Here is a 14,543-nt window from a genome sequence, read left to right as displayed (position 1 = left end):
GCTGGCTTTTCCATCGACTGAAGAGCACCCCCTCCCGGCCTCCCCCTGCAAGCAGGGGGAGGAGAAATCCGCCCATCCACCAGGAACCCGACGTGACCACTTCAGCGCAGACCGCCCACGCGGCCCCCACCATCGACCAGCACCCGCTCGCCGGCCACGCCATGACCGGCGCGGAGGCGATCGTGCAGGTACTGGCCGACGAAGGCGCGGACGTGCTGTTCGGCTATTCCGGCGGTGCCATCCTGCCGGTGTACGACGCGGTGTTCCGCTACAACGCCGAGCACGCCACCGCCGACGGCCGCGAGACTATGCCGCTGATCGTGCCGGCCAACGAGCAGGGCGCGGGTTTCATGGCGGCGGGCTACGCGCGTGCCTCCGGCAAGGTGGGCGTGGCCATCGTCACTTCCGGCCCCGGTGCCACCAACACGGTGACGCCGGTGCGCGACGCGATGGCCGATTCCACGCCGATGGTGGTGGTCTGCGGCCAGGTGGCCACGCCCGCGCTGGGCACCGACGCATTCCAGGAAGCACCGGTGAGCAACATCATGAGCGCGTGCGCCAAGCACGTGTTCCTGGTCACCGATGTCGCGCAACTGGAAGCCACCCTGCGCACCGCGTTCGAGATCGCGCGCAGCGGCCGCCCCGGCCCGGTGGTGGTGGACGTGCCGAAGGACGTGCAGAACGCCGCGCTGCACTTCGACGGCGCCTGCCGCCTGCCCATCCCCGGCTACCGCGCACGCCTGCGCACCGTCGAGAGCGCACGACTGGACGATGCCGCCTGCGCCGCCTTCTTCGATGCGCTGATGCAGGCCAGGCGCCCGCTGATCTATGCCGGCGGTGGCGTGATCGCGGCGGAAGCAGCGCCAGCGCTGCGCGAATTCGCCGATACCTTCGGCCTGCCCGTCACCACCACGCTGATGGGCCTGGGCGCCTGCGACAGCACGGCGCCGCTGGCGCTGCACATGCTGGGCATGCACGGCACCGCCTTCGCCAACTACGCGGTGGAAGACTGCGACTTCGTGTTCACGCTCGGCGCGCGCTTCGACGACCGCGTCGCGGGCGTGCCCGACAAGTTCGCGCCGCGCGCGAAGTTCATCGCGCAGATCGACATCGACCCCGCCGAGATCGCCAAGGTGAAGGCGGTGGACTGGCACCACATGGGCCAGCTGGTTCCCGCGCTGGAACGGCTCACCGCCTGGGGCCGCGCACGCGGCCTGCAACCACAACTCGCGGAATGGCATGCGCACGTCGCCGCACTGAAGCGCGACCACGCGATGAACTACGACCGCGACAGCGCGCTGATCCAGCCCTATGCGGTGATCGAGGCGATCAACCGCATCACCCAGGGCCGCGCCATCGTCAGCACCGGCGTGGGCCAGCACCAGATGTGGGCCGCGCAGTACTTCGATTTCCGCGAGCCGCGCCATTGGCTCACCTCCGGCTCGATGGGCACGATGGGCTTCGGTCTGCCCGCAGCGATCGGCGCGCAGTTCGCGCGGCCCGACGCGCTGGTGATCGACATCGACGGCGACGCCAGCATCCGCATGAACCTCGGCGAGATGGAAACCGTCACCACCTACGGCCTGCCGCTGAAGATCGTGGTGCTCAACAACAGCGGCGACGGCATGGTGCGGCAGTGGCAGAAACTATTCTTCAAGGGCCGCTTCTCCGCCTCCGACAAGAGCCTGCACAAGAAGAACTTCGTGCTCGCCGCGCAGGCCGACGGCTTCGAGTGGGCGCAACGCCTCGACGACAAGGCGCAACTGGAATCCACCATCGCCGACTTCCTCGCCTTCGACGGCCCGGCCTTCCTGGAGGTGGTGATCGACCCCGACGCCGGCGTGTATCCGATGGTGGGGCCAGGCGCGACCTACGCGCAGATGATCACCGGGGATTTCATTGCTTCGCGTGGGGCGGCGCCTGTCGAAACCATCGAGGTTCCCTCGACGTCGATGTTCTGAGGCTCTTCCTTCTCCCTTCGTGAAGATGGATTCCACTCTTGAAGGTTCGCGGTCTGTCTTGCGGAGCAATGCCATGAAACACACCCTCTCCATCCTGCTGCAGAACGAATCCGGCGCGCTGGTGCGCGTGGCGGGACTGTTCGCCGCGCGCCACGTCAACATCGACACGCTCACGGTGGCGGCCACGCACGACCCCGCGGTGTCGCAGCTCACCCTGGTGCTGCACGGCGACGAAGGCACGCTGCAGCAGATCCTGCGCCAGGTGCGCAAGCTGGTGGACGTGCTGGACGCCAACAGCCTGTCGCTGGTGGGCGGCCACGACGGCAGCAGGCTGGCCGCCACGCCTGCATGACGATGCAACTCGCCAAGCGCGCACAGTCGTCCGACGACACGCCTGCCGACCTCGACCTGCTGCGTCGCACGCTGGCTGCGCGGGTGTACGAGGTGGCGCGCGAAACGCCACTGGAAGACGCCACGCTGCTGTCCGCGCGCCTGGTCAACCGCGTGCTGTTGAAGCGCGAGGACCTGCAGCCGGTGTTCTCGTTCAAGCTGCGCGGTGCCTACAACAAGATGGCCGCGCTGAGTGCGGCCGAACGCGCGAACGGCGTGATCGCCGCCTCCGCCGGCAACCATGCACAGGGCGTGGCGCTGGCCGCGGCGAAACTGGGCATCCGCGCGCTGATCGTGATGCCGGTGACCGCGCCGCAGGTGAAGGTGGACGCGGTGCGCCGCTTCGGCGGCAAGTTCGTGGAAGTGCTGCTCACCGGCGACTCCTACAGCGACGCACAAGCCGCCGCGGCATGTATCGAAGCCGAGCGCGGCCTGGTGTTCGTGCATCCCTTCGACGACCTCGACGTGATCGCCGGCCAGGCCACCGTGGGCATGGAGCTGCTGCGCCAGTTGCCTACGCCGCCGGATGCGGTGTTCGTGCCGGTGGGCGGCGGCGGCCTGCTGGCCGGCATCGCCAGCTACATCAAGACGCTGTCGCCGCAGACCAAGGTAATCGGCGTGCAAGCCGCGGATTCCGACGCGATGGCGCGTTCGCTGGAAAGCGATGCGCGCGAGGTGTTGCCCGAGGTAGGCCTGTTCGCCGACGGTACCGCCGTGAAGCAGGTGGGCGCGCTCACCTTCGAACTTTGCCGCCGCCACGTGGACGCGATGCTGCGCGTGGATGGCGACGCGATCTGCGCCGCGATCCGCGACGTCTACCAGGAAACCCGCAGCGTGCCCGAACCCTCCGGCGCGCTGGCGCTGGCCGGGTTGAAGCAATATGCCGCCACCCACGCGCTGCGCGACGCCACGCTGGTGGCGATCGTCTCCGGTGCGAACATGAACTTCGAGCGGCTGCGCTTCGTCGCCGAGCGCGCCGAGGTCGGCGAGCAGCGCGAGGCACTGTTCGCGGTGACGATTCCCGAGGAGCGCGGCAGCTTCCGCCGCTTCTGCGACGCGCTGGGCCGGCGCAGCATCACCGAGTTCAACTACCGCATCGGCGACGCGCGGCAAGCGCACATCTTCGTGGGCGTGCAGACCGCCAGCCGCAATGAGCGCGCCGCCGTGGTCGCCGCGTTCCGCGCGCAGGGTTTCGCCGTGCTCGACCTCAGCGACGACGAGCTGGCCAAGCTGCACCTGCGCCACATGGTGGGCGGCCGCTCACCACTGGCGCAGGATGAGCGCCTGTACCGCTTCGACTTTCCCGAGCGCCCCGGCGCGCTGCCCGACTTCCTCGCGCAGTTGCACCCGGACTGGAACATCAGCCTGTTCCACTACCGCAACCACGGCGCCGACCAGGGCCGCATCCTTGTCGGCATCCAGGCACCGGCCGACGAACAAGCCGCGCTGCAACGCTTCCTCGAATCGCTCGGCTACCCGCACTGCGACGAAAGCGACAACGCCGCCTACCGCCTGCTGCTGCGCAGCTGACACCACGCCATCCACACCGATCCACGGAGCACGAAACCCCATGCCTGCCTACCGTTCCCGCACCACCACCCACGGCCGCAACATGGCCGGCGCGCGCAGCCTGTGGCGCGCCACCGGCATGAAGGACGGGGACTTCGGCAAGCCGATCATCGCGGTGGCCAACAGCTTCACGCAGTTCGTGCCCGGCCACGTGCACCTGAAGGACCTCGGCCAACTCGTGGCGCGCGAGATCGAGGCCGCGGGCGGTGTGGCCAAGGAGTTCAACACCATCGCGGTGGACGACGGCATCGCCATGGGCCACGGCGGCATGCTGTATTCGCTGCCGTCGCGCGAGCTGATCGCCGACAGCGTGGAATACATGGCCAACGCGCACTGCGCCGACGCGCTGGTGTGCATCTCCAACTGCGACAAGATCACGCCCGGCATGCTGATGGCCGCGATGCGCCTCAACATCCCCGCGGTATTCGTCTCCGGCGGACCGATGGAATCGGGCAAGGCACTGGTGAAGGGCCAGAAGAAGGCACTGGACCTGATCGACGCGATGGTCGCCGCCGCCGACGACAGCTACAGCGACACCGAAGTGGCGACGATGGAACGCTCGGCCTGCCCCACCTGCGGCTCCTGTTCCGGCATGTTCACCGCCAACTCGATGAACTGCCTCACCGAGGCGCTGGGCCTGGCGCTGCCCGGCAACGGTTCGGTGCTGGCCACACACGCCGACCGCGAGCAATTGTTCCGCCGTGCCGGCCATGTCGTCGTCGAGCTCGCACGCCGCTGGTATGAACAGGATGACACCAGCGTCCTGCCGCGCAGCATCGCCGACCGCGCCGCATTCGAGAACGCGATGAGCCTGGACATCGCCATGGGTGGCTCCACCAACACCGTGCTGCACCTGCTGGCCGCCGCTCGCGAAGGCGGCGTGGATTTCGGCATGGCCGACATCGACCGCCTCTCGCGCCGCGTACCCTGCCTGTGCAAGGTGGCGCCCGCCAAGAGCGATGTGCACATGGAGGACGTGCATCGCGCGGGCGGCATCATGGGCATCCTCGGCGAACTCGACCGCGCAGGCCTGATCGACGCCAGCCGCCCCACCGTGCACGCACCCACCATGGGCGATGCGCTGGCGCAATGGGACGTGCAACGCAGCAACGACGAAGCCACCCACCACTTCTACCGCGCCGCCCCCGGCAACGTGCCCACGCAGACCGCCTTCAGCCAGGCCGCGCGCTGGGAAACGCTGGACACCGACCGCGAGCGCGGCGTGATCCGCTCCGCCGAACACCCCTTCAGCAAGGACGGCGGCCTCGCCGTGCTGTTCGGCAACCTCGCACCGGAAGGCTGCATCGTAAAGACCGCGGGCGTGGACGAATCCATCCTCGTCTTCCACGGCACCGCCAAGGTGTATGAAAGCCAGGAAGCCGCCGTGAGCGGCATCCTCGGCAACAAGGTGAAGGCCGGCGACGTGGTGGTGATCCGCTACGAAGGCCCGCGCGGCGGCCCCGGCATGCAGGAGATGCTCTACCCCACCAGTTACCTGAAATCGAAGGGTCTGGGCAAAGCCTGCGCACTGATCACCGACGGCCGCTTCTCCGGCGGCACCTCGGGCCTGTCCATCGGCCACGTCTCGCCGGAAGCCGCCGAAGGCGGTCTGATCGCGCTGGTCGAAGACGGCGACCCCATCGCCATCGACATCCCCAACCGCGGCATCCGCCTCGACCTGCCGGAGGAAACCCTCGCCACGCGCCGCGCCGCGATGCAGGCGCGTGGCCGCGCAGCGTGGAAGCCCGTCAATCGCGTGCGACCCGTCTCCGTGGCCTTGCAGGCTTATGCGGCGATGGCTTCGAACGCGGCGAACGGCGCGGTGCGCGATCTGAGCCGGCTTGGTGCAACCCACACCGACGAAACGTCGGCCTGACCGCAGCAACAATCCAGTTTTTGACGCCATGCCTGCACAAACAGGCATGGCGATGCACCTGCCGTTCGTCCTGAGCGTAGCGAAGCGAAGTCGAAGGACACCGTTACCCACTATTTGCTGGCCGGACCGATGACGCGGCATCAACCGCCTTCGATCACGTCCAGCTCGAATACGTGGTTGTCGTAATCGTCGAAATACAGCGCGCTGTCGCCGCGAGCCATCAGGCATTCGATACCCGCCTCGCGCAACCGCTCGGCGCAGGCCAGCTGCTCGACCTTGCTCACCGCAAAGGCGATGTGGTCGCCGTTGCGCGTTGCCGGCGGCTCGCCACGCGCCAGCACCAGACACACACCACCCAGCCAAATCAGGGTGTCGTGATCACCCTCGCCGGACTGCACCCGCGCGTCGTCGAACACCTGCGCAAACAACTGTGCGCTGCGCGCGGGATCGCGCACCACCAGGGCAATGTGATCGAGGGATCTGGGCATGTCGGCTCCCCGCAGTGTCCGGAATTTTCAGATGCGTACGCCGAAGCGCCCAAGCACCCACGTCAGCGCGAAATACACGCCGACAGTGACGAGGCACGAAAGCCCCAGTGCCGGCCAGAACGACACCCCGTTCCTGAGCAGGGCCGGCAGTATCAGGAACAGCGGCAGCGCGGCGATCACCATCCAGAAGATGCCGTGCGACAGCGACGCGATGGCTTCGGCATTGCCTGTATCGCGCCAGATCCAGATGAACGCCATCAGCGACGTCAGCGGCAGCGACGTGAGCAGCGCGCCCCAGAACGAACTGCGCTTTCCAAGCTCGGACACAGCCACGATGACGAGGGCCGAAATGATGACCTTGAATGCGTATTGCAGCATGGCTGCGCCGCCTGTCGTTGCGATGGAAGCGCATCGTAGAACGGCACCTGCGCGAAGGCGACTGCTTCCTTATGGCGCCCCGCCAGCCTTGGCCGTATAGCCATCATCCAGTGTGCCGAGGAAAGCGATGATGTCGTCAATTTCCAGCGCATCGAGCGCGGGTTTGTCGCCCGGTGCGCGATCCATCGGCGCATCGCTGTGGTCGACGTTGGCGCGGTAGCGGGGCGGCAGGTCATCGAACTTCCGCACTTTGCCGCCGACCACCGGATACCACTTGCGCGGGTCGGTGTCGCGCTCGACGTAGAAATGCATCATCGCGTCCAGCGTGTGGAAGTAGCCGTTGTGGAAGAACACCTGGCGCGTGGCGACGTTGCGCAGGGTCGGTGTCTTGAACATGCCGCAGTACTGCGCCTGCCCGGCGAGGTCCTGTCGCTTGGGGCCGCACAAGCCAAGGTCGTAGTAGCGCGGGTCGCGGTTGGCTGGAATGTCCGGATTGCGCGGCGCGCCCAGCGCCTCGTAGGCGTAGTCGGTGAACACTGCCGGCCGGCCGCCCGGCCCCGGCACGTCGATGTGGCAGGCCGCGCAATTGCCTTTCTTCGGATCGTTGAACAGCGCGTAGCCGCGCAGCTCCTGGGGAGTGAAGCGCGCATGGCCCGACACCACCGCGTCGAACTTGCTGGTGTAGGGATGGAAGCTCGGGTCTTCGGCCTGGAAAGCTTCCAGTGCCGCGCCGATGTCGACGAACGCCTGCTTCGCATCCCGGAACACGCCCGCGCCGAAGACCTGTTCGAACCGGCGCGCCAACGCACCATCGCGCACCGACGCCACCACCACTGCGGGCGATGCATTGGCCATCTCGTCTGCACTGAGCAGCGGCACCGCGGCCTGCTGCTGGCGCGAGGCCGCCGCGCCGTCGCGGTTGAAGCCGCCGGTCGGCCCTTCGTATTCGGCATCCTCGGAGCCGGGCGTGTAGAAGTGCCGGCTGAACAGCGGCGTGTTGTCCAGATAGCGCAACGAAGGCACCGCGCGCGTGCCGGCGCGATGCAGGTCCGGACCGCCGGATTGCACGGCCAATCCGTTCGGCGGGCCATAGGCATGCGCAGGATCGTGGCAGCTGGCGCAGGACATCCGGCCCGAGGCGGACAACGCGGTGTCGAAGAACAGCGCCTTGCCCAGCGCCGCGCGTGGACTCAACGCGGCCGGCAGCTGCGGATAGCGCACCCACTGGCGCACCGCCGCGTCGATCGCGGCATCGGTCGCCACGGGCGCGGGCGCCGTCGCGGCAGCTTGTCCGTCGGCGCGTGCCGCTGGCCATGCGCCGCCAAGGCCGCCGGCCGCCATCAGCACGGTCGCGACGACCAGCACCCTGTTTCGATGACCTGCCATCCGCGGAAAACGCATCGCTTCGCTACCGTGCAGTCACCGGCGTGGCGACCGCTCAGAACTGGAACATCGACATCAGATCACTGACTGCCGGGCCGTTGGTCGGCCGGTATGGATGGGCGGCCGTGGTCACCGGGTCCGGCAGGTTGTCGCGGCTGCGTGGCGACAGCGGCGGCAGGCGCCAGTTGCGCTCGATGAACTTCAGGATCGAGGCGTGATCGCCGTACGCATGGTCGACCACGCCTTTGCGCGCATACGGCGAGACTGCCAGCATCGCGATGCGCGGGCCGTCGCCGAAGAAGTCCAGCGTCTGGATGTAGCCGGTGTCGAAATGGCCGCCGCCCTCGTCGGTGGTGACCAGGATTGCGGTATGCGCCCACAGTGCCGGGTCGGCTTGCACCTTGGCCAGCAGGTCCTTGACGAAGGCCTCATAGCTGGCCGGCGCCGAATAGCCGGGGTGGCCGCTGTCGAAGCCCATCGGCACCACGAAGGACACCGCCGGCAGCGTGTGGTGCGCGAGGTCGCTGTCGAGCGTGGCGAGGCCGGCGAGGCCGGACTTCAGCGCGGGATCGCCCATCACCTTCGCGGAGGCCACCAGCGGATCGCCGATGTTGTTGTACTGGAGCATCTGCGCCTTCGCGACCGGCATGTGCCACGCGGCCGCCTGTGCGGCGACGTCTGCTGCGTCACGCGCACCGGTGTACCACTTCCAGCTCACGCCGTGCTTCGCCAGCGCCTCGGCGATGGTCGGCACGGTCTGCGGCGGATAGGTGTAGTTGTCCGGGCCGATCGGTTCCGGGCGACCATCCATGTCGTAGCCGGGGTTGTAGTTGTTCACCAGGTAGTAGGCGCCGGGCGTGCACTTGCTGGGGATGTGCCGCGCGTCGAGGAAGGCGCGGATGGCGGCCACGCCCGGCTGCTTCGGATCGGAACAGTCGACGTAGGAGCCGCCCGAGTAGCCGTCGCGCGTATAGAAGTTCGGCGTGCCCGGCATCGGATCGGGGTTCTCGATCTGGTTGGCCGGCGGCACGGCGAGCTGGCCGTCCTGGTTGAAGAACGGCACGTCGGCGGTGGCGATGGCGAAGAAATTGGCGCCGGTGCCGCCCATGATGGACTGGTGGTAGTTGTCGCCCAGCGCATAGTCCCGCGCCAGCGCATCGAACAGCGGCGCGTCGCCGGCGGACATGTTCATGAAGCCCATCAGCTCGCCGCCCTGCGACGGGTTGGCCGGGCTCACGCCCTTGGTGTCGCCGCCCATGCCGGTGTTCGCCGCCACCCAGGTGAACATGTCCAACCTGGCGTTGTCGCCGCCGGTCTGCTGCCACATCTGGAAGAAGCGGTGCACCGGGTCGCCGGTCACCACCGTCGCCGCAAGGCCGTCCTTGCCGGCGTCGCGGTACGGCACGTAGCGGGTGATCTGGAACGGGCCGTTGGGCAGGTCGGCGGGGAAGCGCGTGTCCGGCGTGCCGGCGGCGTTCTCGAAGGTGACCGGATTCATTTCACCGATCTGCAGTGGCTGCGGCAAAGTGGCGTAGCTGCCCGCGCGCTCGGGTTGCAGGGTGTAGGCCTGCACCGGCGCGCCCTTGCTCTGCGCGGCCAATGCGAAATTCGGCCCGGGCGTGCCGTCGGCCTTGATGATGCCTTCGGACAGCAGGTTCTTCACCGTTTGCCCGGCCGCCGGCGCGTAGCCGCCGAACAGGCCATCAAAAGTCTGGTTCTCCCCGATCACCACGATGACGTGCTGGATCGGCGTGCTGGTCGGGCCCTGCGCGAGGGCCAGCGCCGAAGCCGCCGCGCGCGCCGGCACCGCCGCGGACGGCGTACCTTGCGCGGGAATGGAAACGACGGCGCGGTCGGCATCGCTGCCCACGCTGACGGTGCCATGGCGCAGGTCGAAGTGGACAACCGAGAACAGCGCAGTCCTTGGATTGCCGGCATCGGCATGGAACGACGCGTCGCCTGCCCGACCGTTCGCCGCATCGGCCGGCACATGGAATGCCGCATACAGCGGCGCGAGCACGCCGGCGACATCCTTGGCCGCGTTGGTGATGCGCGCAGCATCGAGGCCGGCCATCTGCGCCGCATCCGGCGCTCCATCCAGCACTGCGCCCAGCGCACGTTGGGCTTGCAGCGTGCTGACCGGATCGAGGTTCGCCACCGCCGATGCCTGCCCCGCCGCGGGCGCGAAGGCCGTGGACAAAATCGCCGGGGCACCATCGTCGTCGCCGGATGGCGCGGTCAGCACGAAGGGGCCAACGCCATCGAGGACGAACGAGAAGCGGCCCTGCGCATCCGTCACGCCAGATACCGTGCGGTGGCCCGCATGATCGGTGGCCGTGACCGGCACCCCGGCCACCGGCACCGCGCCGCCGACCACGCCGCTGACGACGACATGGCTTTGCGTGGCTTGCGGGTGGCAGGCGCTCAGCGACAGCAGGAGGGCGAGTGGCAACAGGCAACGCTTCATCGGCGATCTCGGCAGGCGAATGGACATCCGCCGCGCGGCACGGAGCCGGCGGCGGATGCCCGGTGGAAACGGTCATGCATGCTCGCGTCCGGGCGCAACCCGAAGCTCCCCATGCGGTCCATCGCGGACCGCCCTGGCGCAAGCATGGCGGCGAAGGGTCGTCATGCTGGTCAGGCTTTGTGAAACTCCGCTTGCGTCCACGTGACCATGGCATGGCACGGCGCGCCCCAATTCGCTGCTTGGCAGCATGCCGTCATCTGCCATGCACATTGAAGATGTGTGTGCGATCCGCCCGCGGCCATCCATCCACCACTCCACTGCTGCAAGAAATCGCGACCTAGACCATGCCGCCCGGGCGGCTAGCCACCGCCACGCGACTGTAACCCGGGACCGCCAACCTTTCCGGATTGCCGGATCGGCTGGCCTCGGGTGGCTCTCGTGTCGTTCTTGTCGCGCATTCGCCGTCATCCCATGACGATCAACCTGGTCGCGGGCAGCGCCGCGTTCCTGGCGTATGCGTCGATGTACGCCTTCCGCAAACCGTTCACGGCGGCCACGTTCGAAGGCATGCACGTCGCTGGCGTGGATTACAAGGTGTGGCTGGTGATCGCACAGGTGATGGGCTACATGCTCAGCAAGGTGCGCGGCATCACCTGGATCGCGGAAATCCAGCGCCAGCGCCGCGCACGCACGCTGGCAGGCTTGATCGGCTTCTCGTGGATCGCCCTGCTCGCCTTCGCGCTGGTTCCTGCGCCCTGGAACATCCCCTTCCTGTTCCTCAACGGCCTGCCGCTGGGCATGGTGTGGGGTGTGATCTTCGGCTACCTGGAAGGCCGCCGCGGCACGGAGCTGATGGGCGCGTGCATGTGCGCCAGCTTCATCGTCGGATCGGGCGTGGTGAAATCGGTGGGTACGTGGCTGATGGTGGATTGGCACGTCAGCGAATTCTGGATGCCGTTCGCCACCGGCGCCGTGTTCGTCGCGCCGCTTTGCCTGGCCACGTGGGTACTCGAACACCTGCCCGCGCCCGATGCCGCCGACGTCGCGGCGCGCAGCGTGCGCATCCCGATGGACGCGACGGCGCGGCGCGCGTTCCTTGCGCGCTTCCTGCCCGGCATCGCGATGATCGTGATGGCCTACGTGGCGCTGACGGTGACGCGCGATTTCCGCGACAACTTCGCAGCGGAGATCTGGGCCGACCTCGGCCGCGGCGGCGATGCGTCGGTGTTCACCGAGACGGAAGTGCCGATCGCCATCGCCGTGCTGATCATCACCGCCTTCACCATGGCCGTGCGCGACAACCTCAGGGCGCTGATGCTCAACCATGCGCTGATCTTCGGCGGCTTCGCCATCGCGGTCTTTTCGACCTGGCTGCATCGCCACGGCATGATCGATCCGGTGGGCTGGGTCGGCTTCAGCGGCTTCGGGCTTTACCTGGCCTACGTGCCGTACAACGCCACGTTCTTCGAACGCATGCTGGCGACGTTCCGCGTCACCGGCAACGTGGGCTTCATGATGTACATCGCCGACAGCGGCGGCTACATGGGCAGCGTGCTGGTGATCCTGGTGAAGGAATTCGGCGGCATGCACCTTTCGTGGGCCTCGTTCTACGCCGACACGGTGATGACACTGTCGGGCATCGGCATGTTGATCACGCTGGTGTCGGCGCTCTACTTCCACGAGAAGGCGCGACGCGCGCGCGCGCCGATTGCGTTGCCGGCGGTGGCTTGAAGTACCTGCAAGGAAAACCGGAAACGCTCGCCTGTCCCGACCATCATCCAGCAACCGGATGGGCGGCAGGGCTCAGTGGCTTGAAGCCCCTCTCCCGACGGGAGAGGGGTTGGGGTGAGGGTTCGGGCTTGGAGCGGACTGCAAGTTTCGAGATGGCTGTGATGCCTCGCTTCGCCCGAACCCTCATCCGGCCCTCTGGGCCACCTTCTCCCGACGGGAGAAGGGAAAAGTCACTGCCGGCAAGACTGGCGCGGACCGCAGTAGCGGCGATCACTCGCGATAGCGCAGCAGCGCATCGCCAAGCATCTCCCTGAGCGGTGCCAGCTCGGCGGCGTAGTTCGTCCACTGGTCGATGCCGTCGCGGAAGATCGGGCGGCGTACCTGTTCGGAACTGGCCGTGCGCACGCTGCGCGCGGTCCTGTGGAACTCCAGGCAGCCCGGTTCGAACGGCAGGCCGCAGAAATCCAGGATGCAGCGCACGCTGCCTTCCAGGTCGTCCACCACGTCCTCGTGATGCACGCGCAGCACGCGACCCGGCAGCACCTCGTCCCAGTGCCGCATCAGCTCGAGGTAGGTGCGGTAGTAGCGTGCGATGTCACCGATGCCATAGGTGAACTCCTGGCCGCTGGCGAACAGCTGCTTGAAGTTGCTGAAGCAGCAGGCCATCGGCTCGCGCCGCGCGTCGATGATCTTCGCGTTGGGCAGCATCAGGTGGATCAGGCCGAGGTGTCGGAAGTTGTTCGGCATCTTGTCGATGAAATACGGCTTGCCGCTGCGGTAGACGCGCGTGTCGCGCAGGTACTTCGCACCCAGCCGGCGGAATTCGTCGGGCGGCAGCTCGGCCAGCACGCCGGGATAGCGTGGGTCGTCGAGATCGGGATCGCGGCCCTGCAGGTCGAGCGCGATGCGCGGGATGTCACCCAGCTCCTGCGTGCCCTCGACCTGCGAATGCGAGGCGAGGATCTGTTCGATCAGCGTGGAGCCGGCACGTGGCAGGCCGACGATGAAGATGGGCTCCGCGCTGGCATCGCCGGCACCCGCGCGGCTGGCAAATAATTCGCGCGTGCAGACCTCGATCTGCCTGCGCGTGTTTGTCTCGAAAATCTCCGGGCGGTAGCGGCTCTCGGAACGCTTGAGCGCATTGCCGCGTTCGTAGTGCTGCCACGATACTGTGAAGTCGCCGCGGTCTTCGAGCGCCTTGCCCAGCGCAAAGCACAGGTGATAGCGGTCGGCGAGCGATGTGGCCGGCGATGCTTCCCCGGCTTGCATGCGCGCGATCTCGTCGTCCGAAAAACGATAGGTCTTGAGGTTGGCGAGGCTCCAGTACGCATCGCCGAAGTCGGCGCGCGCCGCCGTGGCGGCGCGGTAGGCCTCGATGGCCTCGGCCTGCCGCCCTTGCGTCTTCAGCGCATGCGCGAGCGACAGGTGCAGGTCGGCCGCGTCCGGCATGTCGCGCAGGAGTTCGCGATACAAGGCGATGGCGCGTTCGTGTTCGCCAAGGCCCACGCTGGCGCTGGCGTAGAGTGCACGGTAGTCGAGATGTTGCGGATCGATCGCAAGCAACTTTTCCGCCTCCGCGCAGGCGCGCTGGTACAGGTGCCGCGCGAACAGCACCTGCGCGTAATCGAAGCGCGCCATGTGGTAGTCGGGCGCCAGCTTGAGCACGGCTTCGAGCAGCAACTCGGCGTCGTCCAGCACGTCGCGAGCCAGGCCGATGCGCGCGAGCAGGCGCATGCCTTCCACGTCATTGCCGACCCGCAGCAGGTAGGGACGGATGGTGTGCTCGGCGGGCTCCAGGTCGCCATCCGAGAACAGGCTGGTGGCGCGCACCACTTCCGGCGCCAGCTTCTTGAGCGTGGCGACATGCGCCGCGGCGGTCGCGGCATTGGCGGCGTCGCCGGTCATGCGGTACAGGCCTTCGAGCAGGTTCCAGCTCGAAGGCAGCGCGGGGTTGGTGTTGACCGCACGCAGCAGGGCGTCGATCGCGCGCGGCGCATCGCGCTTGACGACATGGCAGTGGCCGCGCTCCTCGTGCAGGCGGCTGAAATGGGGGTGCCACTGTTCCATCCGTGCCAGCGTCTGCAGCGCGGCATCGGTCATGCCGAGGTAACGCTGGCTCCTGGCGATGAGGTAGAGCACGTCGCGATGCTCAGGCATCTCAGCGGCAAGCGCTTCGGCCGCCTGCAAGGCTTGCTCGTGGCGGCCTTCCGATTGCAGCTGCTGCGCGCGCCGGATCGCGTGTTCCACCGGCGTCGCGAGCGGATCGGCTGCCTTGGCATTCATCACGGATACGATCTCGA

10 protein-coding genes are annotated in these 14,543 nt (G+C 67.6%); 5 read left to right on the top strand and 5 right to left on the bottom strand.

The window, feature by feature from the left end:
• Nucleotides 1–161: 161 nt before the first annotated feature.
• The 4 genes from ilvB (at nucleotide 162) to ilvD (ending at nucleotide 5,796) form a co-directional block, all read left to right on the top strand.
• Complete coding sequence (gene ilvB / locus IHE47_RS07535) at nucleotides 162–1,961, top strand: biosynthetic-type acetolactate synthase large subunit (RefSeq protein ID WP_192105450.1); 1,800 nt, start codon at nucleotides 162–164, stop codon at nucleotides 1,959–1,961.
• A gap of 73 nt (nucleotides 1,962–2,034) precedes the next feature.
• Nucleotides 2,035–2,313: an acetolactate synthase small subunit gene (gene ilvN / locus IHE47_RS07530; RefSeq protein WP_192105278.1), complete on the top strand. Its 279-nt coding sequence runs from the start codon at nucleotides 2,035–2,037 to the stop codon at nucleotides 2,311–2,313.
• Entirely contained in the window at nucleotides 2,310–3,881 is a 1,572-nt protein-coding gene (gene ilvA / locus IHE47_RS07525) for a threonine ammonia-lyase, biosynthetic (RefSeq protein ID WP_192105277.1), read from the top strand. Before ilvN ends, ilvA begins: the two co-directional genes overlap by 4 nt.
• A 40-nt stretch (nucleotides 3,882–3,921) precedes the next feature.
• Nucleotides 3,922–5,796: a dihydroxy-acid dehydratase gene (gene ilvD / locus IHE47_RS07520; RefSeq protein WP_192105276.1), complete on the top strand. Its 1,875-nt coding sequence runs from the start codon at nucleotides 3,922–3,924 to the stop codon at nucleotides 5,794–5,796.
• A gap of 140 nt (nucleotides 5,797–5,936) precedes the next feature.
• Here ilvD and IHE47_RS07515 read toward each other — a convergent pair whose 3' ends face one another.
• The 4 genes from IHE47_RS07515 to IHE47_RS07500 all read right to left on the bottom strand — a co-directional run bounded on the left by IHE47_RS07515 (nucleotide 5,937) and on the right by IHE47_RS07500 (nucleotide 10,512).
• A complete protein-coding gene (locus tag IHE47_RS07515; RefSeq protein WP_192105275.1) occupies nucleotides 5,937–6,284 on the bottom strand; it encodes a VOC family protein in 348 nt (115 codons plus the stop codon).
• A gap of 27 nt (nucleotides 6,285–6,311) precedes the next feature.
• Nucleotides 6,312–6,662 (bottom strand): DUF3147 family protein, encoded by a 351-nt coding sequence (locus tag IHE47_RS07510; RefSeq protein WP_192105274.1) that lies wholly within the window; start codon nucleotides 6,660–6,662, stop codon nucleotides 6,312–6,314.
• Between the two features lie 69 nt (nucleotides 6,663–6,731).
• Nucleotides 6,732–8,027 (bottom strand): cytochrome c peroxidase, encoded by a 1,296-nt coding sequence (locus IHE47_RS07505; protein ID WP_343227455.1) that lies wholly within the window; start codon nucleotides 8,025–8,027, stop codon nucleotides 6,732–6,734.
• A 73-nt stretch (nucleotides 8,028–8,100) separates the two neighbouring features.
• Nucleotides 8,101–10,512 (bottom strand): alkaline phosphatase family protein, encoded by a 2,412-nt coding sequence (locus IHE47_RS07500; RefSeq protein WP_192105273.1) that lies wholly within the window; start codon nucleotides 10,510–10,512, stop codon nucleotides 8,101–8,103.
• A 471-nt stretch (nucleotides 10,513–10,983) separates the two neighbouring features.
• Between IHE47_RS07500 and IHE47_RS07495 the strand changes: the two genes are divergently transcribed.
• The gene (locus tag IHE47_RS07495) at nucleotides 10,984–12,243 is read left to right on the top strand and encodes a DUF5690 family protein (protein ID WP_192105272.1); all 1,260 of its coding nucleotides are present in this window, start codon (nucleotides 10,984–10,986) and stop codon (nucleotides 12,241–12,243) included.
• Nucleotides 12,244–12,513: 270 nt separating this feature from the next.
• Here IHE47_RS07495 and IHE47_RS07490 read toward each other — a convergent pair whose 3' ends face one another.
• Nucleotides 12,514–14,526, bottom strand: coding sequence for a tetratricopeptide repeat-containing sulfotransferase family protein (locus tag IHE47_RS07490; RefSeq protein ID WP_192105271.1), 2,013 nt, complete (start codon nucleotides 14,524–14,526; stop codon nucleotides 12,514–12,516).
• Nucleotides 14,527–14,543: the final 17 nt, after the last annotated feature.

The organism is Rhodanobacter sp. DHB23 (assembly GCF_014842975.1).
Classification (GTDB): domain Bacteria; phylum Pseudomonadota; class Gammaproteobacteria; order Xanthomonadales; family Rhodanobacteraceae; genus Rhodanobacter_A.
The sequence above is the reverse complement of the archived record's forward strand: the minus strand, read 5'-3'. Positions and strand labels throughout refer to the sequence as shown.